Raw genomic sequence first — 23,143 nt, forward strand, 5'->3', positions numbered from 1 at the left:
GGCAGCACGCTGCCTTTCATGCCCTATATGGGTCATCAAGCCCCATCTTGCCAAGTATTTCGGTTTCCGTCGCTTCCATCAGTTCGGCATCCGCGTCGTGCACGTGGTCGTAGCCGAGCAGGTGCAACACGCCGTGCACCACCAGATGCGTTACGTGATCGGCGACGGCTTTGCCCTGCTCGCGGGCCTCGCGATTGCAGGTCTCCCAGGCCAGCGCGATGTCACCCAGCTCCACCGTGCCGTCGGGATCGGCTTCGGGTCGTGTCGGGCGCGCACCCGGCTTTTCCGCGGCGAGGTCCTGTGCGGGCCAGCTCAGCACGTTGGTCGGTGACGGCTTGTCGCGGAACTCCGCGTTCAGGTCGGCGATCCGCGCATCGTCACAGGCCAGCAGCGCGATCTCGGTGGTCCCGCCGTCTTGCCCGAGGTGCGTCAACGTCGCCTGCACGGCGCGTTCCGCCAGAGCCACAAGCGCCGCGTCGCGCCAGCGCGCATCCTCGAAAACGACCTCGACAAGGCTCATCGCCCGTCCTCAGACGGTCGTGCCGGTATCGGCCTCGTAGGCCTCGATGATCGCCGCGACCAGCGGGTGGCGCACGACGTCCTTCGAGGTGAAATAGGAAAAGCTGATGCGCGGGATCGTGCGCAGCAGGCGCTCGGCGTCCGCCAGCCCGGATGGCACGCCCTTGGGAAGGTCAACCTGGGTGCGATCTCCGGTGATAACCATGCGCGACCCTTCGCCGAGCCGGGTCAGGAACATCTTCATCTGCATCGAGGTGGCGTTCTGCGCCTCGTCGAGCACGACGAAGGCATTCGACAGGGTGCGTCCGCGCATGAAGGCGAGAGGCGCGATCTCGATCTGCTTTTCCTCGATCAGCTTCGCCAGCTGCTTGCCGGGCAGAAAATCGTTCAGCGCGTCATAGAGCGGCTGCATGTAGGGATCGACCTTGTCCTTCATGTCGCCGGGAAGGAAGCCGAGGCGTTCGCCGGCCTCGACCGCGGGACGCGACAACACGATCTTGTCCACCTGCCCGGTAATGAACATCGACACACCCACCGCCACGGCAAGATATGTCTTGCCGGTGCCCGCCGGCCCGATGCCGAACGAAAGATCGTTTTCGAAGAGCGCACGGACATAGGCCTTCTGCGCCTCGGTGCGCGGTTCGACCCGCTTCTTGCGGGTCTGGATCTCGACGCGGTTGCCGATGGGCATCTCGAGCTGGTCGGCATCGAGCGGCTCGTCGGTCTCGGCGGCGGCCCCCATGCGCAGCTCGCGGTCCACATCGGCGGGCTCGACGATGCGTCCGCCCTCGAGCCGGGCGTAAAGCGCATGCAGCACGCGCATCGCCTCGGCCTGCGACTCGTCCTCGCCCATGACGTTGAGCTGGTTGCCGCGTCGCACGATCTGCACGCCAAGCGCGGTCTCTATTGCGGCAAGGTTGGTATCGTAAGGCCCGCACAGGTCGATCAGGAGGCGATTGTCGGGAAATTCGACTGCCCCTTCGGCCGGGGCAGTGACGGTCGTATCGCTGGGGGCCAACAGATGCTCCTCGAGGATGGCGTGCTGCCGTGATCGTGCCGATTTCGCGACCCCTTCGCAAGCGGGGCTGCGGGGTTTCGGCGCGATCCCGACAAAAAAGCCGTGTCCGCACCAATTCCTGCGCGGGTGACGCTGCGACACCCACAAGTTTCGCGCGACTAGGTTAACGATTCGACCCCGAGGCAACCGCGCGGGATGCGGACCGGTTCGGGTCAGACCGGTGCGCCGGCCAGCGAGTTGGCCTTGGCCGCCGTGATTCTCGCCGACACGATGTCACCGACGGCTGCGTTCGAGCCATCGAGATGCACGGCGTGCAGGTATTCGGACTTGCCGACCATCTGGCCTTCGTGACGCCCCGGCTTTTCGACCAGCACCGACACCTCGCGTCCGACCATGCCGTCTTGCACGCTGCGCTGCTGGCGCGTGATCAGCGCCTGGATCCGCTGCAGGCGCTCGTCCGCCTCGGCGGCGTCGACCTGCGGGCGTTCCGCCGCCGGGGTGCCGGGCCGGGTCGAGTACTTGAACGAATAGGCATAGCCGTATCCAACGGCCTCGATCAGATCGAGCGTGGCCTGAAAATCCGCCTCGGTCTCCTCGGGGAAACCGACGATGAAATCCCCCGACAGCACGAGATCGGGCCGCGCCGCGCGGATACACTCGACGAGTCGCAGGTAGCTTTCGGCAGTGTGGCTGCGGTTCATCCGCTTGAGGATCCTGTCGGACCCCGATTGCACCGGCAGGTGCAGGTAAGGCATCAACTTGGGGCAGTCTCGATGCGCCGCGATCAGGTCATCATCCATGTCGTTGGGATGCGAGGTGGTAAAGCGGATGCGCTCCAGCCCGTCGATCTCGTTCAGCGCCCAGATCAGCCTGGCAAGGCTGTAATCGCCGCCGGGACCCGCGCCGTGGTAGGCATTCACGTTCTGGCCCAAGAGCGTGATCTCGCGCACGCCACGCTCGACCAGATCCCGCGCTTCACCCAGAACCCGCTCAACCGGGCGGCTGACTTCCGCGCCGCGCGTATAGGGCACGACGCAGAAGGCGCAGAACTTGTCGCAGCCTTCCTGGACCGTCAGGAACGCCGCTGGCGCGCGCCGGGCCTTCGGGCGGCCCTGCAGGTGCTCGAACTTGTCCTCTTCGGGAAAGTCGGTATCGAGCGCCTTCTGCCCGTCCCGGACTCGCGCCTCCATCTGCGGCAGGCGGTGGTAAGACTGCGGGCCGACGACAAGGTCGACCGCCGGCTGGCGGCGCATGATCTCCGCGCCCTCGGCCTGCGCGACGCAGCCCGCGACGCCGATCTTGAGGTCCGGCTTGGCAGTCTTCAGGGGCTTCAGGCGACCAAGCTCGGAATAGACCTTCTCGGCGGCCTTCTCGCGGATGTGGCAGGTGTTGAGCAGGATCATGTCCGCATCTTCGGCCGTATCGGTCGCGACATATCCTTGCCCGGTCAGGCTTTCGGCCATGCGCTCGCTGTCATAGACGTTCATCTGGCAGCCGTAGGTCTTGATGAAAAGCTTCTTGGGCGCGGTCATGGGGGGGGTCCGGGTCTGTGCGGTGAGGCGCGCTGACTAGCAGTCGCGCCGCCAGCTTGCAATGCAGCGGGGATTACCCGATTCTGCCGCGAATTTCCAACGCGGAGCCGCGATGCGCCACGCCAGCCTCGCCCAATTCCTGAAGCGGGACCGCTCCGCCCTTCGCGCGGGACCGGTCGCGCTCGTGCTCGTCGAGGACGATGTCGAGGTCGCAAGCACGCTGCACCACCATCTCGACCGCGGCTTCGCGCAGGTGATCGCCCTGATGCCGCCGGGCTTCCCCCTGCCCGAGGGTTTGCAGGACCGCGTGCATCGCATCGACCATACCCTCGGCCCCGATGCGCCCTTCGAGGCGGCGGTCAATGCGGTGATCCGGGCCGCGCCTGGCTGCTGGCTCTACTACTGCTTCAACGCCGAATACCTGTTTTACCCGTTCTGCGAGACCCGCAGCGTCGGCGAAATGCTCGCCTTTCACGCCGAGGAACGCCGCGATGCGATGCTGGCCTATGTCGTCGACCTTTATGCCGACGATCTCGCGCGCGATCCGGGCGCCGTCAGCCGCGAGCGCGCACATCTTGACCGCGCGGGCTACTACGCGCTTGCGCGGACGGACGCCGCAGGACAGCCCTGCGAGCGGCAACTCGACGTTTTCGGCGGGGTGCGCTGGCGCTTCGAGGAGCATATACCGCCCGAGCGCCGCAGGATCGACCGGATCGCGCTGTTCCGTGCCAAGCCCGGCCTGACGCTGCGCAGCGACCACACCTTTTCGGACCCCGAATACAACACCTACGCCTGCCCGTGGCATCACAACCTGACGGCGGCGGTCTGTTCGTTCCGCACGGCCAAGGCGCTGAAGGCCAATCCGGGCAGCAGTGAGCGTATCGCGACGTTCCGCTGGCACAACTCCGAACCCTTCGAATGGAACTCGCGTCAGTTGCTGGACCTCGGCCTGATCGAGTCCGGCCAGTGGTTCTGAGCGGTCAGGCGCGGAAGAGTACCGGGAACCAGTCCTCGCGCAGCCGGTCGCCGTCCGTCATGCCGTGCTCCGGGAACGGCGGCGAGGTACGGCCCGGCCGGGTCACGTAGCGCGCGTCATCGCCCACGAAACGGACCGAGAAGGCGCGCCGGCGCCGGGTGGTCGTGTTGCCGCGTGCGCCGTGCAAGGTCGCGAAGTGGAAGGCCACGGCGTCGCCGGGCTCCATCTCGTATTCGACCACGGTCATCCCTTCGGCATCCGGATCGGGCACAGGCATGTAATCCTTGCCGTCGGGATAGAAATCCTCTTCCGACAGCCAGCGCGTCGGCAACACCTGCCGGGGCCAGCGGTGCGACCCCGCAACGCAACGAAGGGTCGCCTCGCGCACCGGATCCAGCGGCGCCCAGAAGCTGACCGACTGCCGGCCGCCGGTGAAGTAGTAAGGCGCATCCTGATGCCAAGGCGTCGCCTTCGACGTGCCGGGCTCCTTGACCAGCACGTGATCGTGGAAGAGCTGCGCGGTTTCGCTCTGCATCAGCTCCGCGGCCACCTCGGCCGCCGCCGAGTGTCGCAGCACGCTTTCGAATTCCGGAATGCGCTGCCAGTTGCAGTAGTCGTCGAAGAACCGCCCGCCCTCACCCGCCTTGAGGTTCTCGGCGGCATATGGTCCTGGGTCGGCCATGTTGCGCTCGACCCCGGCGCGCAGATCCTCGATGTGATCGCGAAAGAGCCCCCGCACGACTGTAACGCCGTCACGTTCGAAGTCTGCGACATGCGCGGGCGAAATCAGCGGGTGTGTCATGCAGGGTTCCCGGCGCAGTCGTTCACGGGCGTTCCGGCGCGGCGATCGGTCTGTTCACGCCTTGCGGCGCAGACGGATCACCACGTCAACCGAGGCGATCTCGGCCCCATCCGGGGCATTCGGCAGCCTTGCGATCACCAACTCTTCCGAAGGCGCGTCGGTCAGCCTGCCGTCGTCTTCCCAGTAGTAATGTGGGTGGTCCGTGGTGTTGGTGTCGAAGTAGCTCTTGGAGCCGTCCACCGTGACCTCCTGCAACAGGCCCGCGTCGCAAAAGGCACGCAAGGTGTTGTAAACCGTGGCAAGCGAAACCGCCGCCCCGTGTTTCTGGGCCGCGTCGTAGAGGCTTTCTGCCGTGACGTGGCGATGGCGACCGTCTCCGACGAGAAGCTCCGCCAGGGCCAGACGCTGGCGTGTCGGGCGCAGGCCCGCTTCGGCCAGCCATTGCGTTCCGATGTCGTTCTGGGTCGTCGCCGTCACAGCAAACCTCCTCGATACCCAAGATATAGTGCGCCCCGGCAGGTTTTTTCAATCCGATTTCCGAATTCAGCCTTCCAGCCCCGTGAATAGCTCCGCATCGGCGTGACGCCAGCACCACGCGGGCCGTACCGGCTTGCGGTCCGCCGTCGGCATCGCGGCCTTGCGGGACCGCCAAGCGCGGTGCTAGAGGAGCGGGAAGTTTGAACCGACGCCTGCAGGAGACGCGACGAAATGGCCAGCTACCCGACCAGTTTCGACAAGGAAGACCTGCTCAAATGCGCCCGCGGCGAGCTTTTCGGGCCAGGCAACGCCCAGCTTCCCGAACCGCCGATGCTGATGATGGACCGGATCACCGACATCTCGAGCGATGGCGGCGAACATGGCAAGGGCCACGTGGTCGCCGAGTTCGACATCACGCCGGACCTCTGGTTCTTCGACTGCCACTTCCCCGGCAACCCGATCATGCCGGGTTGCCTGGGCCTCGACGGGCTGTGGCAACTGACCGGGTTCAACCTCGGCTGGCGCGGCTGGCAGGGACGCGGCTACGCGCTTGGCGTCGGCGAGGTCAAATTGACCGGCATGGTGCGCCCGGACCGCAAGATGCTGACCTACTATGTCGACTTCACCAAGGCCGTGCAGACGCGGCGCCTGACGATGGGGGTCGCCAATGGCCGGGTGGAGGCGGATGGCGACACCATCTACCAGGTTACCGACATGAAGGTCGCACTGTCGGAAAGCTGACACCGGACGCAGGGTCAGGTTCCGAATGAGTTCTGAATAGTCTCACGCACGTCCACCTGACGGTCGCTCGGCCCGAGCTGCGGCAGTTCGCCCGGTATATCACCGAGCGCCTTCTTGGCTGACGGCCCGTCGAGCTTGCGCAGCCGTTTGTCGAGTTTCGAAATGGCCGGCTCGGGGGACGCGCATTGGGCCACGACCCAGCGCCCGAAGACCTGCGCCTCATTTGCTTCCTCTTCGTCGAGCCGCAGCTTCGAGCGTAGCAACACGTATAGTCGATCGAGGTCATCCTGCGTCGGCACGTCCTCGAGTTCCAGATAGGCCATTGCAATCACGGCAACGGCAAGGCGCGCGTCATCAATACCGTCAACAGGGTGCTGTCCGGTCTGCCGGCGAAACGCAAAGCGCCGAGGTGCATTGACCGCCGTCGTGACCGCGTCCTGCGCGACGCCAATCGCCTCGCGCGGGTTGTGGCGCACCCACCACCAGATCGCGGCGCCAACCGCGGAAAGAATGAGGATCAGGACTTACACGATCTGCTTCATTCGATAGGTTTCGATCTGACAATGTCGAGCGTGTAAAGACTGTTCGATCCGACGGAAGGCGTGGCCGCATCGGCGCTTTCCCTCAACAGTGCCCGTTGGAAACCGATGCTCAGGGCGCTCGCGTCAATGACGTGCGGCATGGAGCCTACTCATGCGGTGCGACTGCATTCCGGTTGCGCCCACGGGCAGCCCTGTCCTAAACGGGAGACAGAGAAAGCGAAGGGGAGCGCAGGATGCGCCGTGTCGTCGTAACCGGACTGGGCGTCGTTTCGTCCATCGGAAACAATGCCGAGGAAGTGCTGGCCGCGTTGAAGAACGGGACCAGCGGAATCGAATTCAGCCCGGAAATGGCCGAACACGGCTTTCGCAGCCAGGTCGCCGGCACGCTCGACATCGACGTGAGCGAGTATGTCGACAAGCGCACACTGCGCTTCATGGGACCGGGTGCGGCCTATTCCCATATCGCGATGACCCAGGCGATCGCCGACGCAGGGCTGGACGAGGATGACATCGTCAACCCGCGGACCGGGCTTGTCGCGGGCTCGGGCGGTCCGTCTACCTCGGCGATGCTGGCCGCGCACCAGACGGTGCTGGAAAAGGGCTCGCCCAAGCGCATCGGGCCCTTCGCGGTCCCCAAGTGCATGTCCTCGACGGTCAGCGCGAACCTGTCGACCGCCTTCAAGATCAAAGGCATCAACTATTCGATCACCTCGGCCTGCTCGACTTCGCTGCACTGCATCGGCAACGCCGCCGAGCAGATCATGATGGGCAAGCAGGACGTGATGTTCGCCGGCGGCGGCGAGGAACTCGACTGGACCCTGTCGTGCCTTTTCGACGCGATGGGGGCCATGTCCTCGAAATACAACGATGCGCCGGAGACCGCCTCGCGCGCCTTCGACGCCGATCGCGACGGGTTCGTGATCTCCGGCGGCGGCGGCATCGTCGTGCTGGAAGAGCTGGAACGGGCCAAGGCGCGCGGGGCGCGCATCTATGCCGAGGTCACAGGCTTTGCCGCGACAAGCGACGGGCACGACATGGTGGCCCCCTCGGGCGAAGGCGGCGAGCGGGCGATGAGCCTGGCGCTCGAACAGCTCTCGCCGGACCGCAAGGTCGGTTACATCAATGCGCACGGCACCTCGACACCCGTCGGCGACGTGGGCGAGATCGAAGCGGTGCGGCGCGCCTTCGGTAAGCTCGACCAGTACGGCGGCAAGACGCCCCCGGTCAGCTCGACCAAGTCGATGACCGGGCATACCCAAGGTGCTGCCGGGGCACTCGAGGCGATCTTCAGCCTGCTGATGCTCGACAACGATTTCATCGCCAAGTCCATCAACGTCCAGACCCTCGACCCCAAGCTCGATCCCGCCGAGATCGCGCTGGAGCGGGTCGACAATGCCGGTCTGGACAGTGTCATGACCAACTCATTTGGGTTCGGCGGCACGAACGGGTCGATGATCCTGTCGAAATATCTTGGGTAAGAGTGATGTCGAAATTGCTTGAGGGAAAACGCGGTCTCGTCATGGGAGTCGCGAACGATCGATCGATCGCCTGGGGGATCGCCAAGGCGATGCACGAGGCCGGCGCCGAACTGGCCTTTACCCACCAGGGCGAGGCATTCGGGAAACGGCTCGAACCGCTGGCGCAAAGCGTCGGGTCGGATTTCATGGTCGATGTCGACGTCACCGACGACGCCTCGCTCGACGCCGCCTTCGAACAGCTTGCCGCGCGCTGGCCGACGATCGACTTTCTCGTTCACGCCATCGCCTATTCGGACAAGGCCGAATTGACCGGACGTTTCCTCAACACCAGCCGCGCCAACTTCAAGCATTCGCTCGACATCTCGGCCTATTCCTTCATCGACGTCGCCCGGCGCGCGCATCCGCTGATGGTCGAGAACGGCGGCTGCCTGATGACCCTGACCTACCAGGGATCGAACCGGGTCGTACCGAACTACAATGTCATGGGCGTGGCCAAGGCGGCGCTGGAATCGGCGACGCGCTATCTTGCCAACGACCTCGGGCCCGAGGGCATCCGCGTGAACGCGATCTCGCCCGGCCCGATGAAGACGCTGGCCGGCGCGGCCATCGGCGGGGCGCGCCGCACCTACAAGCACACCGACCAGAATGCGCCGCTGCGCTCGAACGCAACGCTCGAGGCGGTGGGTGGCACCGCGGTCTTCCTGGCCTCCGACGCGGGCGCCTGCACGACCGGAGAGATCATCCGCGTCGACGGCGGTTTCCATGTCCTCGGCATGCCGCAGCAGGAATATCTCTGACCCCTTTCCCGAAGACGGATCGGGCGCACCGTCACCGGCGCGCCCGAACAGGGTGATGAAAGCCTCGCCGGCTCAGGCGATCTTCATCAGCTCGATGTCGAAGGACAGGTCCTTGCCCGCAAGCGGGTGGTTCGCGTCGAGCGTCACGGTGGCTTCATCGACCTCAACGACCATGACCGGCATCGCCTGCCCGTCCGGCGTCTGCATCTGAAGCTGGGTGCCGACCTCGAGCGGGATGTTGTCGGGGATGCCCTCGCGCGGAACCGACTGTCGCATCTCCGGGTTCACCGGCCCGTAGGCCTCGGCGCAAGGCACGTCGACGGACTTCTTGTCGCCGACCTCCATGCCCGGCAGCGCTTCGTCGAGCCCCGGGATGATCTGTCCCGAGCCGACCACGAACTCCAGCGCATCGCGGCCCTCGGACGAGTCGAAGGTCGTCCCGTCCTGCAAGGTTCCGGTATAGTGAATGGCTACGGTGTCACCCGCCTTGACCTGGGTCATTTCAATCTCCGATCGATGTGATGTGGGAATTGGGAAGGCCGCGTATCTGCGCGGGTTCTTCCATCTGGCCGCCGAGTGTAAGGACCGCAAGCCTGGAGTAAACCCCGAAGCCTGAGGTTTTTCGGCCTTTCCGATGTCGCTGGGCCGTGACAGTCTGCGCCCGACACGTAACGACGGGGCGCGCATGACCATCACGACCTGCATCTTCGATGCTTACGGCACGCTTTTCGACGTCGCAGCCGCCGCGCGGCAGGCCGCCGCCGAACCCGGCCGCGAAAACCTTGCCGAGAGCTGGCCGGCCCTTGCCGAACACTGGCGCCTGAAGCAGTTACAGTACAGCTGGCTTCGCGCGGTCACCGGTGCCCATGACAGTTTCTGGACCGTCACGCAGGACGGCCTCGACTGGGCGCTCGAAAAGACCGATCTCGATGGCGACCCGGAGCTGCGCGAACGCCTGTTGGCGCTCTACTGGGAGCTGCAATGCTACCCCGAGGTGCCGAAGATGCTGCACGCGCTGAAAGAGGCCGGCAAGGCCACCGCCATCCTGTCGAACGGGTCGCCCGACATGCTTGACGGCGCAGTGCGCTCGGCCGGCATCGCCGATGTGCTCGACGACGTGCTCTCAGTCGAAAGCGTCGGCGTCTTCAAGCCGCACGCGACGGTCTACGACCTCGTCGAAAAGCGCTTCGGCTGCGACCGGTCGCACGTGCTCTTCGTCTCCTCCAACGGCTGGGACGCCGCCGCCGCGACAGGCTACGGGTTCACCACCGCATGGGTGAACCGCGCCGGCGATCCTGTCGACCGCCTGCCCTGGACACCCGACCACGTGCTGGCCGATCTCGCCGGCATTACCGACCTGGCGGCAGGCTGATGGCGCATTTCACCACTTCGGACGGCTTGCGCCTGCATTATACCGACGAAGGCGCCGGTCTGCCGATCCTGTGCCTTTCCGGCCTGACCCGGACCACCCGCGATTTCGACTATGTGACCCCGCATCTTGCCGGTTGCCGGCTGATCAAGCTCGACTACCGCGGACGCGGGCAATCGGACTGGGCCGAGGAGGCGTCGAGCTACGTGCTCCCGGTCGAATGCCGCGACGTGCTGGAACTGCTCGACCACCTCGGTCTCGACGCTGTCGCGGTGCTCGGCACGTCGCGCGGAGGGCTCAACGCCATGGGACTCGCCATGGGCGCGAAAGATCGCCTGCGCGGCGTCTGCCTTAACGACGTCGGCCCGGTCATCGATCGGAAAGGCCTCGAGTTCATCAAGGGCTATCTCGGGCGAAACCCGGCCGCCCGCACACACGAAGAAGCCGCAGCGGCGCTGGCGTGCACCATGACGGGATTTGTCGATGTGCCGATGGCACGCTGGATCGAAGAGGTCGAGAAGCTCTACACCGCCGGACCGGACGGCCTGCAGATCACCTACGACCCCAAGCTGCGCGAGGCGGTGCTGGACCAGGACGCACAAGCCGTGCCTGACCTCTGGCCCTATTTCGACGCTCTGGACGGCCTGCCGCTGGCCTGCATCCGGGGTGCGAATTCGGACCTTCTGAGCCCCGAGACCTTCGCCGAGATGCAACGCCGGCGCCCCGACATGATCGCCGCCGAGGTTCCCGGGCGCGGCCATATCCCCTTCCTCGACGAGCCCGAGGCCGTCGCGGCCCTGCACCAATGGATCGGAAAGATGCAATGAACATCGAGATGATCCGCGCCGCGCAGGAACGCCTTTCTGGTCACGTGCGCGAAACGCCCCTGGTGAGTTCCCCCTTTCTCGACGAGATCGCCGGGCGGCGGGTCTGGATCAAGCCGGAATGCCTGCAGCACACCGGCAGCTTCAAGTTCCGCGGCGGCTGGTCCGCGATCAGCGCGCTGCACCCGGAGGTCCGCGCCCGCGGCGTGATCGCCTATTCCAGCGGCAACCACGCCCAGGGCGTGGCCCGCGCGGCCGCATTGCATGGCATTCCGGCCACCATCGTCATGCCCGCCGACGCGCCACGCCTCAAGATCGAAAACACCCGCGCGCTCGGCGCCGAAGTCGTGCTCTACGACCGCGCCACCGAGGACCGCGACGAAATCGGCGCGCGCCTTGCGAAAGAGCACGGCCTGACCCTGATCAAACCCTTCGACGAACCGCAGGTGATCGCTGGGCAAGGCACCTGCGGGCTCGAGATCGCGGCCCAGGCCCGTGCCGCGGGCATCGAAACCGCCGACGTCATCGTCTGCTGCGGCGGCGGCGGCTTCGCCTCGGGTATCGCCCTGGCACTCGAGGCCGAGGCGCCGGGCCTGCGTCTGCGCACCGCCGAACCCGAAGGCTTCGAGGACGTCGCCCGCAGCCTCGAAGCGGGGCGCATCTGCCGCAACGCAACCGCCTCGGGCAACCTCTGTGACGCGATTCTCACCCCGCAGCCCGGCGATCTCACCTTCCCGATCCTGCAGCGCCTGGCCGGGCCTGGCCTGGTTGTCCGCGAGGACGAGGCGCTTCGGGCGATGGCACATGCCTTTCTGCGCCTCAAGCTCGTCGCCGAACCCGGCGGTGCCGTCGCCCTCGCCGCCGCGCTCTTCCGGAGTGACGAGATCGACGGGCCGGACGTGATCGTGACGATCTCGGGCGGCAACGTCGACCCGGACGTGTTCCGCCGCGCGCTGGACGACCTCGACGCCTGACCCGCCGCACATCTCTGGTTCGGAAATATCCCGGGGGAGTCGCGGCAGCGCCGCGACGGGGGCAGCGCCCCCTGTTCCCTGGTTGCTCGCGAAAACTTCCCCGCCGGTGATCTCCTCGAGACCGGGCAAACGACCCGCGCATCTTTTCACATCGATCTGGGTTCCGCACCGGCAGCCGAAGTTCAGTGGCCATGTGCGCGACCGGTGACAGCCCGCACCATCGCGGGCGGCAGCGAGCAAGCTACCGGGCCGAGGTTGCTGCGCCCCCCGACGATCCGAGGGCATCCCGGATGGTTCTGGCCAGGTCCATCGGCGTTCCCGGCTTCTGCAGGATTGGCGCAACCACCGATCCCATGTCCGCCGAGGAATAACCCGTGTAGCCGGACATGTAGACGACCGGCAACTCGGGGAGAACCGCGCGTGTTCTCTCGGCAAGCTCGAACCCATTGATCGCCCCTGGCATCACGACATCGGTCAGCAAAAGGTCGATTTTTGTTCCGGACATTACGGTTTCGAGCGCAGCCGTGCCGTCGGGCGCTTTCAGGACTTCGTAGCCAAGCTGCCCAATGACGTCGCCCATCATGTCGAGAAGCTCCCGCCGGTCCTCGACGATCAGGACCACCTCACCCTGCCCTTTCGACACCGGCAACTGATCGACCGGTTCTTCGCGCGGACCGGCTTCCGATCCGCGCGGCAGCGTGATCCTGACCGTGGTTCCCAGTCCCGGCTCCGAATAGATCCGCATGTCGCCATCCGATTGCTGGACAAACCCGTAGACCATCGACAGGCCCAGCCCGGTGCCCGCACCGGATGCCTTTGTCGAGAAGAATGGGTCCGTGGCGCGTGCCTTCACCCTGTCCGACATGCCCGTGCCATTGTCCGTCACGACCAGTTCCACAAACCGGTGCGTCCGGTTCACGGTCCCGCGTTCGCCGCAATTCGCGGCGCTGAGGCCTTGGGCGATGTATGCGCTCAGGTTTTCGCGGCGGCGACCGAGGTCCGCGTCCACGTCCGAGACGCCCCTCGCACTGACCGTGATCCGTCCGCCCACACCCTGCGTCACCAAGGCATCCCGCGCATTGATGACGAGGTTCAAAAGCGCGCTCTCAAGTTGCCCGATGTCGCAATAAACCAGCAGCTCGGGATCCGAACACGAAACCATCAGGTCGATACTTTCCTCGATCGTTGGTTTGGCAAGCTGTTCGAGGTCGTCGAGGACCTGTGAAACAAGAACCGACGCGGCACGCCCGGGCTGACGTTTCGCGAAAGCCAAAAGGCGCGATGTGAGGACGGCCCCCTTGCGCACGGCCGAGAGCACGGTGTCATGATACGTTTGCCGCTGCTCAGAATTCTCCGTCGTCTTGGACAACTCGGTCCCGTACTCGATCGTGGACAATAGGTTGTTGAAATCATGGGCAATTCCGCCGGTCAACTGACCCAATGCATCGAGACGATTTGCCCGTTCGATCTGCTGACGGCCCTCTTCGATCTCCGTCACGTCGTTCAGCGCCAGAACGCTCCAGATCGCGGATGACTCGTCGTTCGACCTTGCGCTGTTGATGCGTACGTAGCGATGCTCACGCTCACCTCGACGGGTCAGCACGTTCACTCCGGAATGCTGCGCTGCACCCTCCAGGAGACGCTTTATCGGGTTCGCCCCCGCGGTATCGGTCTCGTTGACGTCGAGTGCCGAGAACCGAACATCTTCGGGCCAGTCGAATGGTTCCTTGTCCTCGACACCGCCCAGCATCCGCCGGGCTGCCTTGTTGGCCAGTCTGACACGGCCCGAACTGTCGAATGCCAGGATACCTTCGGTCGTGGTGTCGAAGACGTCGACCAGCAGCTTTCGGGTTGTCCGCAACTCCGAAACCGCTGCCGCAAGGCAAAGCGCACCGATGGCGAGACCCGACATGAGCAGTTGCTCCGCAACGAGGTAGTCCAGACCGTTGTTCGTTTTCAGGGCGGCCGCCATAGCGATGCTGGCGGCGGCGACCGCAGTGGCGGTCGCGGCGACCGAACCCGTCATCGCGATGCCCAGAACGGGAAAGACCAGAAGGAAGGACAGGGAAAACGAAACCGCGTCGAACGGATCGAGTACGGCAACGATCAGCAAGGCCAGCGCTATGAAAAGCACCTTTGTCAGTCGCGATGCGCTGCCGAACAGCCTGGGCGCCGTGTCGCGTTGCCAATTGTCCGCGATCTGCCGGATTTTTGGGAAAACCGTCGTCATGAGGGCGGGGGCGATGCAGATGACCCCGAGCGTGTCCCCGGCCCAGAACGAGAGAATCGAGGATGGGACGGCGTCCCAACTCAGAAGACCGAAGACCGCAAGATCGAGAATGGCCATGGTTGCGACCGCCAGGGAACCGACGATCATCGCGGCGAAGAACTGCGCGACATCGGACAGTTTGCCGAGGCCGGGGTCGACGTCGCGTCGGCGCAACCAGAGGGCCGAGCATCCGTAGCCGAGCGTCACTCCAAGGGCCAGAAGCAACAGCGCGACGGGTTCGCCCTTCATCCAGACGAGCGATCCCATGATGAGCGGCCCAACCATCAACAAGGGAAGAAACTGCAACCCGAGGATGAGCAAAAGTGCAATGCTCAGACCATGCGGGGGATACCACGGGCTGACCCCGGGCGAGACCTCGAACACCCATCCGACGAGGTCGAACGCACACCAGAACACGAGGTAGAAAAGACCGATGACAAAGTAGTTCGACGTCGTATTCTGGGTCATCGCCTTTCCCGGGTTCCGCTGCCATGGGACGCCAATTCACCTTACATTTCCGTGAATGCGCCATGTGGCGCTAACGTCGCTTGACGCAACCCGGGGGGTCAAGAACTTCCTTCCGCGAGTCCTGCATCCGGCCGTCCGATCGCGGACGCGACACCTGCCGTGCCCTGTCTCGGATACTTGTGTCGAGGCACGGACATATGAGGGTCTGGCGCGACAGGAAAACACCTGACCCGCCAGGCGCCGCTCTGCCATTGGTTGTGGCACGGAGTGATCCACGATCATCTGCCAGGCACCGGTGGAACCAGGGCCGCCCTGCATCGGCGAATGATCGTCCGCAAGCCGCAGTGCTGGACATGCGCACTTGAAAGTTCGCCCCGCACTTTCCGGAAGTTTGCCGTCTTGCTACGGCAGGCGCCTGCCGGGCCCGTTGGACCAGTATGAGAGCGATGGACCGAAGGAGATCTGCGAGAGACACGCAGGCCTCCTCGACGAAGTCGCGGTCACCGAGGAACCGATTGATCTTCACCACGACCACGGCGCGCCTGGGCGTCGAGCATCAGTTTTTCGAGTGCGGACTTCTGCCTTTCGATCCGTGCCCTGCATGTCTCGAAGGCGCTGCTGGGCACGCCGTCCTCGATGGCCGGGAAGATGTGCGCGCGACCTTGCGCGTTTGCACCGCATGTTTCTGTGCCTCGGACGCGGCGTCCGCACCGAGTTCGAGTGACCGCTTGCCGCGTTTCTGCGGTCGACCTCGGCAGATCAAAACTCAAACAGCGGCTGGGCAACGCTTCGTGCGCGGCGCCGGGACGTTTCATCGACGCGGCGGATAGGTATATGGTCCGGTTAAGGACCATCGGAGGACAGACCATGCAGATCGCGGAGCTCGGCGACATTCGCGTCCATTATCGCAGCGATGGGCCGGAGGACGGCGCGCCGGTCGTCTTCGCCAATTCGCTCGGCACCGACCTTCGGCTCTGGGATCCGATCCTGCCGCAGCTGCCCGACGGTTTCCGCTACATCCGCTACGACAAGCGCGGGCACGGGCTGACCACCTGTCCTGCCAGCCCCTATCACATGGGCACGCTGATCAGCGACGCCGAGAAGCTGGTCGACCACCTCGGGCTCAAGGATTGCGTCTTCGTCGGCCTCAGCATCGGTGGCATGATCGCCCAGGGGCTGGCGGTCAAGCGGCTCGATCTGGTGCGCGCGGTGGTGCTGTCGAACACCGCCGCCAAGATCGGCACCCGCGCGATGTGGGACGAACGGATTTCTACCGTGCGCGAGAATGGGATCGCGGCACTGGCCGACGCGGTGATGGAGCGCTGGTTCTCCGCCGACTTCCGCGCACGGCCAGATCTGGAACTCTGGCGCAACATGCTGGTCCGGCAGGATCCCGAAGGTTACATGGGCTGCTCGGCGGCGATCTCTCACACCGATTTCTTCACCACCACGGCCAGCCTGCGCCTGCCCGCCCTCGGGATCGCCGGCTCCGAGGACGGCTCGACACCGCCCGACCTGGTGCGCGAGACCACCGAGTTGATCCCGGGCAGCCGGTTCGAGCTGATCCGCAAGGCCGGCCACTTGCCTTGCGTCGAACAGCCCGAGGAATATGCGCGGATTCTGTCGCGGTTCCTGCTCGACACCGGCCACGGCTGACAGGACCTCCTACTGGCCCGCGGCGGCAATGCCGCCAAACCATCGGACATCTGGTCCGCACAGGCGGTTCGCGGTATCAACAACCCGTTCCCGCACCTCCCGATCCCGCCGCGATCCTGCGCCGGGGCGACACCGCAAGCCGGAGCCGACCCGATGCCCGCCAGTCTCTTCGACAGCCCGCTGTTTGCGCAGCTTTTCCCGACCGGCGAAGCCGGGCGGTTGTTCTCGGACAGCGCCGCCATCCGCGCCATGCTGCTGGTCGAGGGAGCGCTCGCCCGCGCACAGGGTGCTGCCGGCGTGATCCCCGAGATCAGCGCCGCGGCCATTCAACGCGCCGCGCTCGAGGTCCAGATCGACCCGGCCGCCCTGGCCGAGTCCACCGGCACCAACGGAGTCTGCGTTCCGGGGCTTGTCGCCGCCTTCCAAACGGCGATGAACGCGCCGGAGCATGCGCAGTACGTGCATTGGGGCGCGACCTCGCAGGACATCATGGACACCGCCCTGATGCTGCGTCTCAGGCAATGCCTGAAGCTTATGGAGGCAGACCTGCGCGCGGTGCTCGCCACACTAGCCACGCAAGCCGGGCAGCATGCGACGACGGCCATGCCGGCCCGGACCTACGGTCAGGCCGCCGTACCGACGACCTGGGGCGCGGTGGTCGCGCAATGGGGCGATCCGCTGGCGGACGCGCTCGACGATTTGCCCGACCTGCGCCGCAAGGCGCTGCTGGTGTCCCTGTCGGGCGCGGCTGGAACCGCCTCTGCCCTCGGTACGGACCCTACTGCGCTGCGCGCCACGATGGCCGAGACGCTCGGCCTCGCCGATTCGGGACGCGGCTGGCACACGGACCGAACCCCGATCCTACGCATCGCCGACTGGATCCTGCGGCTCACCATGGCACTTGGCGCGATGGCGAACACGCTGATCGCCTTAAGCGCCTCGGGCATTGGCGAGATCGGCTTCGGCGGGGCCGGCGCATCCTCGACGATGCCGCAGAAGCAGAACCCGGTGGCCGCCTCGGCCCTGTCGTCGCTGGCAATGCAGACAGGGCCGCTGCGCGCCGGACTGCAGGCTGCCGCGACGCACGAACACCAGCGCGACGGCGCGGCCTGGTTCGCCGAATGGGCGCTGCTGCCCCAGCTTTGCCTCGCCGGCGCATCCGCTCTGACGATCGCACGGTCGCTGGCCGCCGGGCTGGCCCCGGATGCAGATCGCATGCGCACGGCCCTCGATGCCGACGGCGGCCTGATCCTGGCAGAAGCGCTCAGCTTCGCCCTCGCTGCGCGTCTGCCGCGTCCTGAGGCTCAGGCGGAAACCAAGCGCCTGTGCCGCGCGGCGACCGAAACCGGGCATCCGCTGCGGGACGTGGCGCTCGAAGCCCACCCAGACCTCGATCAAGCGCTGTTCGACCCGGCCGCCCAGACCGGATGCGCACCTGACGCGGCGCGCGCTTTCGCCGCGCGGGTGCGCGCCTTACAGGAGGCGCAGAGCGAAAACTGATACCGACAGTGCGTGACATCTGATCGCGCCTGACGACGGGAGGGCGGCGCGCGCGACCGCACACGTTTCCGCTCTTGCGGCGCAACACCGTTCCGGGCAACCGTCCGACTCAGCGGACGACGCCCAGAGGGAGACTGGACACTCATGCAGACTATCAAGGCCGCCGTGTGCCACGAATTCGGCGCACCGCTTGTCGTCGAGAACATCCGGATCAGACCACCCGGGATCGGTGAGGTCGAGGTGACATTGGGCGCGGTGGCGATCTGCCATTCCGACATTTCCTTTGCCGACGGGGCCTGGGGCGGATCGCTGCCGGCAGTCTACGGCCACGAGGCCGCAGGCCGGGTCACCGCGGTTGGCGACGGGGTGCGCGGGCTTGCGGAGGGTGACACGGTTGTCGTGACCCTGATCCGCGCCTGTGGCACCTGCGCCGGCTGCGCTTCGGGCAAGCCGACGCTCTGCGAAACCCCCTATGACGGCGACGCCGGTCCGATCAGCACGGCAGAGGGCGGCAAGCTTCACCAGGCCATGGCAACCGGCGCCTTCGCCGAGAAGGTCGTTGTCGATCAGGGCCAGGTGGTGAAGATCCCCGCCGGCATCCCCCAGGACGTCGCCAGCCTGATCGCCTGCGGCGTTATCACCGGAGTCGGCGCAGTGGTCAATGCCGCGGCACTGCGCGCGGGACAGGACGTCGTGGTAATCGGTGCGGGAGGCGTCGGCCTCAACGCCATCCAGGGCGCGCGGATCGCAGGTGCCCGCCGGATCGTCGCCGTCGACATGAGCGAGGCCAAGCTTGCCACCGCGCGCGAGTTCGGGGCCACCGATGGCGTGTTGGCGACCTCCAAGTCGCCCTGGCGCGCCGCCTACAAGGCGCTCGGCGGCCGTGGCGCGGACGCGGTCATCGTGACCGTGGGCGCGATTCCCGCCTACGACACCGCGCCGCGCTACCTCGGCCGCGGCGGACGCGTGGTCATGGTCGGAATGCCGCACAGCGGCGCGGTGTCGAGCTACGAGCCCGTGATCCTCGCCGCCATCGGTCAGGGCATGATCGGCTCGAAGATGGGCGATGCCGTGATCCAGCGCGACATTCCCTGGATGGTCGACCTCTATCAGCAGGGCCGCCTGAAACTCGACGAACTGATCTCGGGCCGCTGGACGCTGGAGCAGATCAACGAGGCCATCGCCGACACGCGCGGCGGCGGCGCGCGGCGCAATGTGATCCTCTTCGACCGCCCAGGAGGCTGACGTGAAACTTACCGAACTCGACGTCATCGTCACCGCCCCGCCGGCGCCCGGCTGGGGCGGGCGCTACTGGATATTCGTCAAGCTGACCACCGATGATGGGATCACCGGCTGGGGCGAGTGCTACGCCGCCTCGGTCGGCCCCGACGCCATGGCGGCCGTCATTCGCGACGTCTTTGCGCGTCACATGCACGGCGAGACTCCCGAGAACATCGAACTGATGTTCCGCCGCGCCTATTCGAGCGGCTTCACCCAGCGCCCCGACCTCACGGTCATGGGGGCGTTTTCGGGGCTCGAGATCGCCTGCTGGGACATCCTCGGCAAGGCCCGCGACCGGCCCGTTTATGCCCTGCTCGGCGGGCGCATGAACGACCGCGTGCGCGCCTACACCTATCTCTACCCGCTTCCGCACCAGGACATTTCAGCCTTCTGGACCGCACCGGAGCTTGCGGCGGAAGCTGCGGCAGACTGCCTCGCGCGCGGCTACACGGCGGTCAAGTTCGATCCCGCTGGCCCCTACACGCTGCGCGGCGGTCACATGCCGGCGATGAGCGACATCACGCGATCCGTGGCCTTCTGCCGCGCGATCCGCGAGGCCGTCGGAGACCGCGCCGACCTGCTTTTCGGCACCCACGGCCAGTTCACCACCGCCGGCGCAATTCGCCTGGGGCAGGCGCTGGAACCCTACGGGCCGCTCTGGTTCGAGGAACCGATCCCGCCCGATGCCGTCGAGGAAATGGCCAAGGTCGCCCGCGCGGTGCGGATTCCCGTCGCTACCGGAGAGCGACTGACAACGAAGGCGGAATTCGCACCGCTTCTGCGCGCGGGCGCGGCGAGTATCCTGCAGCCGGCGCTGGGGCGCGCTGGCGGCATCTGGGAGGCCAAGAAGATCGCCGCGATGGCCGATGTCTACAACGCCCAGATGGCGCCGCACCTCTACGCCGGGCCGGTGGAATGGGCAGCGAACCTGCATTTCGCCACTTCGATCCCGAACCTGCTGATGGCCGAAACAATCGAGACACCGTTCCACGACGCGCTGATCAAGGGATCGATCCGCGTCGACGAGGGGTTCGTGCGCCTCTCCGAAACGCCGGGACTGGGGATCGAGGTCGACGAGGACCTCGCGCGCGCACATCCCTACACCGGTGACGGGCTGCACCTCGAGATGCAGGAAGCGCCCTGCAACTACGTTGAGGGCAACGCCTTCGAAGGCGGCGCGCCAGCCCCGAAGGACTGACCCCGCAGCCCCGTCGGGTCAGAAGAATGCCTGAATGCCGGTCTGCGCGCGCCCGAGGATCAGGGCGTGCACGTCGTGCGTGCCCTCGTAGGTGTTGACTGTCTCGAGGTTCAGCATGTGGCGGATGACCTGGAATTCGCCGCTGATACCGTTGCCACCGTGCATGTCGCGCGCCATCCGCGCGATATCCAGCGCCTTGCCGCAGTTGTTGCGCTTGACGATCGAGATCATCTCGGGCGCGGCCTGTGCCGCGTCGAGCAGGCGACCGACCCGCAGGCTCGACTGCAGTCCCAGCGAGATCTCGGTCATCATGTCGGCGAGCTTTTTCTGGAAGAGTTGCGTTGCAGCCAGCGGCTTGCCGAACTGGTGCCGGTCGAGCCCGTACTGCCGGGCCGCGTGCCAGCAGAATTCGGCCGCACCCATCGCCCCCCAGCTGATCCCGTAGCGCGCCCGGTTCAGACAGCCGAACGGGCCCTTGAGCCCCTGCACGTTCGGCAGCAGCGCATCCTCGCCGACCTCGACGCCGTCCATCACGATCTCGCCGGTGATCGAGGCCCGCAGCGACAGCTTGTTGCCGATCTTGGGCGCCGAGAGGCCCTTCATGCCCTTTTCCAGCACGAAGCCGCGGATCTTGCCGCCATGCGCCTCGGACTTGGCCCAGACCACGAAGACATCGGCGATCGGCGCGTTCGAGATCCACATCTTCGAGCCCGAAATCCGGTAGCCGCCGTCGGTTTTGACCGCCTTGGTCTTCATACCCGCCGGATCGGACCCCGCGTCGGGTTCGGTCAGGCCGAAACAGCCGATCCACTCGCCCGAACAAAGCTTGGGCAGGTATTTCTTGCGCTGCGCTTCCGAGCCGTAGGCGTAGATCGGGTAGATCACGAGGCTCGACTGCACCGACATCATCGAACGATAGCCGGAATCCACCCGCTCGACCTCGCGCGCGACCAGCCCATAGCTCACATAAGAGCCGCCGAGCCCGCCGTACTCCTCGGGGCAGGTCACGCCTAGAAGGCCCATCTCGCCCATCTCGCCGAAGATCTCGGGATCGGTGCTTTCCTCGGCAAAGGCTTCCACGGCGCGCGGCTGCAGCTTTTCCTGCGCGTATGCATGGGCCGAGTCGCGGATCATGCGCTCGTCTTCCTCGAGTTGGTCGTCAAGGCGGAAGGGGTCGGCCCAGTCGAAGGCACCGAGGTCCGGCGCGTCCTTGGCTTTCAGTACGGGGGCTTCGGCGTTCATGAGATTTCCTTTCCACGGCATCTGAAGGGGGTCGGGATCGCGTCACAGTATTGCAGAAGTTGGCGTCGAGTTCTAACGATGCTTTGTCACGCCATGCATGAGAAAAACTCATAGATGATCGCGCCGCGCCGCTACCTGCCCTCGATCTCGGCCCTTGTCGCCTTCGAGGCCGCCGCCCGTCACGGCAGCGCCACGCAAGCCGCCGCCGAACTGTCGCTGACCCAGAGTGCCGTCAGCCGGCAGCTGCGCACGCTGGAGGAGCAGCTCGAGGTCAGCCTGCTTGCCCGCGAAGGGCGTGGTCTCGCGCTGACGCCGGCGGGCGCGGCCTATGTCGAGAAGGTGCGCGACATCCTGCAGCGTCTCGCACAGGCCTCGGTCTCGGCCCGCACCGACCCGGCCGCCGGGGCGCTGAACCTCGCCATCCTGCCCGGGTTCGGCATGCACTGGCTGGCCCCGCGCCTGAGCGATTTCGCCACGCGACACCCGGAGGTGACGGTCAACCTCTCCACGCGCTTGAAGCCGTTCGACTTCCGTACCTCGGCCTTCGACGCGGCGATCCACTTCGGGCGCGAGGACTGGCCGGGCGTAAGCTATCTTCCGCTGCTGCCCGAGATCGTCGTGCCGGTGTGCCGGCCCGGACTGGTCGAGGGGGAGGCGACAGATCCCAAGGCGCTGCTGGCGCGTGACCTGCTGCATCTCGAAACCCGTCCGCGCGCCTGGCTGCGCTGGTTCCGGGCGCTCGGGGCGGATGTCGACCTGCCGCCCGGCATGGTCTTCGACCAGTTCTCGACGATGGCGCAGGCGGCGATCCACGGTCTCGGCGTGGCGCTGCTGCCGACCTTCGCCGCCGACCCCTACCTTGCGCGCGGCGAGTTGGTGCTGGCCTCGGACCGCACCTCCGAAAGCATCGGCACGTACTACCTCGTCTGGCCTTCGGACCGCCCCGAGTCGGTCCCCTGCAGATCGTTCATAACCTGGCTCGCAGCGCAGGCCGAAAGCGACTGACGTCGCGGAAAGGGTCGCAGGTCCGACCCGAAGCCGTCATAATCGCATACCGTTCAAGATGTATCACGTCAAAATAACTCGCGTTAAGAGGTAGAGCGAAGGGTAGTGAAATGGTGCGCATGTTGAGCGCTTTGGTCATTGCGACGGCGGCAATGGCGGCGGTGTGCGTCACGCCGGCTGGCGGGCAGAGTCCGAACCGGGACCGCAAGGAGCACACGGTCATCATCCTTGCCGACACCTATTTCCCGGACACCGTCTACGCCGCAATCGGCGACAACCTGCGGTTCGTCAACGAAAGCGCCGAGGCCCATGTCGTGTCGGCCGTCGCGCCCGCATGGACGACCGGCATCATCGCTCCCGGGACCGAGATCGTGATCGGAATTGCGTCCTGGATGGAAGGGGCATTCTACGGCAACGGCGACAGGGCGTTCCGCGGCGAGATCAGCTTTGAGCGGTCTCCGCTCGCGGATTGAGG

General features: G+C 65.9%; 22 protein-coding genes. 13 read left to right on the forward strand and 9 right to left on the reverse strand.

From position 1 onward, the window contains the following. Positions 1-16: 16 nt before the first annotated feature. From ybeY to miaB, 3 genes are all read right to left on the reverse strand, one after another. Complete coding sequence (gene ybeY, locus R5H30_RS11860; protein WP_318328591.1) at positions 17-520, reverse strand: rRNA maturation RNase YbeY; 504 nt, start codon at positions 518-520, stop codon at positions 17-19. Between the two features lie 9 nt (positions 521-529). Then, positions 530-1,537 carry a PhoH family protein gene (locus tag R5H30_RS11865; protein ID WP_318328592.1) on the reverse strand — a complete coding sequence of 336 codons (1,008 nt, stop codon included), beginning with the start codon at positions 1,535-1,537 and terminating at the stop codon, positions 530-532. Between the two features lie 212 nt (positions 1,538-1,749). After that, the gene (gene miaB / locus R5H30_RS11870) at positions 1,750-3,069 is read right to left on the reverse strand and encodes a tRNA (N6-isopentenyl adenosine(37)-C2)-methylthiotransferase MiaB (protein WP_318328593.1); all 1,320 of its coding nucleotides are present in this window, start codon (positions 3,067-3,069) and stop codon (positions 1,750-1,752) included. Positions 3,070-3,181: 112 nt separating this feature from the next. Here miaB and R5H30_RS11875 point away from each other — a divergent pair, with 112 nt between their 5' ends. Beyond that, positions 3,182-4,045, forward strand: coding sequence for a hypothetical protein (locus R5H30_RS11875; protein ID WP_318328594.1), 864 nt, complete (start codon positions 3,182-3,184; stop codon positions 4,043-4,045). A gap of 4 nt (positions 4,046-4,049) precedes the next feature. On the opposite strand, the gene R5H30_RS11880 is transcribed toward R5H30_RS11875, so the two are convergent. Continuing rightward, positions 4,050-4,847 carry a phytanoyl-CoA dioxygenase family protein gene (locus R5H30_RS11880; RefSeq protein ID WP_318328595.1) on the reverse strand — a complete coding sequence of 266 codons (798 nt, stop codon included), beginning with the start codon at positions 4,845-4,847 and terminating at the stop codon, positions 4,050-4,052. A 54-nt stretch (positions 4,848-4,901) separates the two neighbouring features. Beyond that, on the reverse strand, positions 4,902-5,324 hold the full coding sequence (irrA, locus tag R5H30_RS11885) for an iron response transcriptional regulator IrrA (protein WP_318328596.1): 423 nt from the start codon (positions 5,322-5,324) through the stop codon (positions 4,902-4,904). 231 nt (positions 5,325-5,555) lie between these two features. Between irrA and fabA the strand changes: the two genes are divergently transcribed. After that, the gene (fabA, locus tag R5H30_RS11890) at positions 5,556-6,065 is read left to right on the forward strand and encodes a bifunctional 3-hydroxydecanoyl-ACP dehydratase/trans-2-decenoyl-ACP isomerase (RefSeq protein WP_318328597.1); all 510 of its coding nucleotides are present in this window, start codon (positions 5,556-5,558) and stop codon (positions 6,063-6,065) included. A 14-nt stretch (positions 6,066-6,079) separates the two neighbouring features. Here the strand turns inward: fabA and R5H30_RS11895 are convergent, their stop codons facing one another. Continuing rightward, positions 6,080-6,541, reverse strand: coding sequence for a hypothetical protein (locus tag R5H30_RS11895; protein WP_318328598.1), 462 nt, complete (start codon positions 6,539-6,541; stop codon positions 6,080-6,082). A gap of 299 nt (positions 6,542-6,840) precedes the next feature. On the opposite strand from R5H30_RS11895, the gene fabB reads away from it, so the two are divergent. Next, entirely contained in the window at positions 6,841-8,085 is a 1,245-nt protein-coding gene (fabB, locus tag R5H30_RS11900; RefSeq protein WP_318328599.1) for a beta-ketoacyl-ACP synthase I, read from the forward strand. Positions 8,086-8,090: 5 nt separating this feature from the next. Next, positions 8,091-8,882: an enoyl-ACP reductase FabI gene (locus R5H30_RS11905; RefSeq protein ID WP_318328600.1), complete on the forward strand. Its 792-nt coding sequence runs from the start codon at positions 8,091-8,093 to the stop codon at positions 8,880-8,882. 72 nt (positions 8,883-8,954) lie between these two features. Here R5H30_RS11905 and R5H30_RS11910 read toward each other — a convergent pair whose 3' ends face one another. Beyond that, a complete protein-coding gene (locus R5H30_RS11910; RefSeq protein ID WP_318328601.1) occupies positions 8,955-9,383 on the reverse strand; it encodes an FKBP-type peptidyl-prolyl cis-trans isomerase in 429 nt (142 codons plus the stop codon). A 184-nt stretch (positions 9,384-9,567) separates the two neighbouring features. On the opposite strand from R5H30_RS11910, the gene R5H30_RS11915 reads away from it, so the two are divergent. The 3 genes from R5H30_RS11915 to R5H30_RS11925 are packed head-to-tail and all read left to right on the forward strand — an operon-like array spanning position 9,568 to position 12,049. Next, positions 9,568-10,254: a haloacid dehalogenase type II gene (locus tag R5H30_RS11915; RefSeq protein ID WP_318328602.1), complete on the forward strand. Its 687-nt coding sequence runs from the start codon at positions 9,568-9,570 to the stop codon at positions 10,252-10,254. Further along, the gene (locus tag R5H30_RS11920; protein WP_318328603.1) at positions 10,254-11,078 is read left to right on the forward strand and encodes an alpha/beta fold hydrolase; all 825 of its coding nucleotides are present in this window, start codon (positions 10,254-10,256) and stop codon (positions 11,076-11,078) included. The genes R5H30_RS11915 and R5H30_RS11920 overlap by 1 nt, the downstream gene beginning before the upstream one ends. After that, positions 11,075-12,049 (forward strand): threonine ammonia-lyase, encoded by a 975-nt coding sequence (locus R5H30_RS11925; RefSeq protein ID WP_318328604.1) that lies wholly within the window; start codon positions 11,075-11,077, stop codon positions 12,047-12,049. The genes R5H30_RS11920 and R5H30_RS11925 overlap by 4 nt, the downstream gene beginning before the upstream one ends. A gap of 241 nt (positions 12,050-12,290) precedes the next feature. Here R5H30_RS11925 and R5H30_RS11930 read toward each other — a convergent pair whose 3' ends face one another. Further along, positions 12,291-14,786, reverse strand: a complete 2,496-nt coding sequence (locus R5H30_RS11930) for an ATP-binding protein (RefSeq protein WP_318328605.1) — start codon at positions 14,784-14,786, stop codon at positions 12,291-12,293. An 867-nt stretch (positions 14,787-15,653) separates the two neighbouring features. Between R5H30_RS11930 and pcaD the strand changes: the two genes are divergently transcribed. From pcaD to R5H30_RS11950, 4 genes are all read left to right on the forward strand, one after another. Next, positions 15,654-16,442: a 3-oxoadipate enol-lactonase gene (gene pcaD, locus R5H30_RS11935; protein ID WP_318328606.1), complete on the forward strand. Its 789-nt coding sequence runs from the start codon at positions 15,654-15,656 to the stop codon at positions 16,440-16,442. A 153-nt stretch (positions 16,443-16,595) separates the two neighbouring features. After that, positions 16,596-17,942: a lyase family protein gene (locus R5H30_RS11940; RefSeq protein ID WP_318328607.1), complete on the forward strand. Its 1,347-nt coding sequence runs from the start codon at positions 16,596-16,598 to the stop codon at positions 17,940-17,942. A gap of 144 nt (positions 17,943-18,086) precedes the next feature. Then, the gene (locus R5H30_RS11945) at positions 18,087-19,187 is read left to right on the forward strand and encodes a Zn-dependent alcohol dehydrogenase (protein ID WP_318328608.1); all 1,101 of its coding nucleotides are present in this window, start codon (positions 18,087-18,089) and stop codon (positions 19,185-19,187) included. 1 nt (position 19,188) lies between these two features. Next, positions 19,189-20,421 carry a mandelate racemase/muconate lactonizing enzyme family protein gene (locus R5H30_RS11950; RefSeq protein ID WP_318328609.1) on the forward strand — a complete coding sequence of 411 codons (1,233 nt, stop codon included), beginning with the start codon at positions 19,189-19,191 and terminating at the stop codon, positions 20,419-20,421. An 18-nt stretch (positions 20,422-20,439) separates the two neighbouring features. Here the strand turns inward: R5H30_RS11950 and R5H30_RS11955 are convergent, their stop codons facing one another. Continuing rightward, entirely contained in the window at positions 20,440-21,663 is a 1,224-nt protein-coding gene (locus tag R5H30_RS11955) for an acyl-CoA dehydrogenase (RefSeq protein WP_318328610.1), read from the reverse strand. Between the two features lie 114 nt (positions 21,664-21,777). Between R5H30_RS11955 and R5H30_RS11960 the strand changes: the two genes are divergently transcribed. After that, on the forward strand, positions 21,778-22,668 hold the full coding sequence (locus R5H30_RS11960; protein WP_318328612.1) for a LysR substrate-binding domain-containing protein: 891 nt from the start codon (positions 21,778-21,780) through the stop codon (positions 22,666-22,668). A 122-nt stretch (positions 22,669-22,790) separates the two neighbouring features. Then, positions 22,791-23,141, forward strand: coding sequence for a cupredoxin domain-containing protein (locus tag R5H30_RS11965; protein ID WP_318328613.1), 351 nt, complete (start codon positions 22,791-22,793; stop codon positions 23,139-23,141). Positions 23,142-23,143: the final 2 nt, after the last annotated feature.

It is taken from the genome of Roseobacter sp. FCG-D35 (genome assembly GCF_033436665.1).
Classification (GTDB): Bacteria; Pseudomonadota; Alphaproteobacteria; order Rhodobacterales; family Rhodobacteraceae; genus JAWQFO01.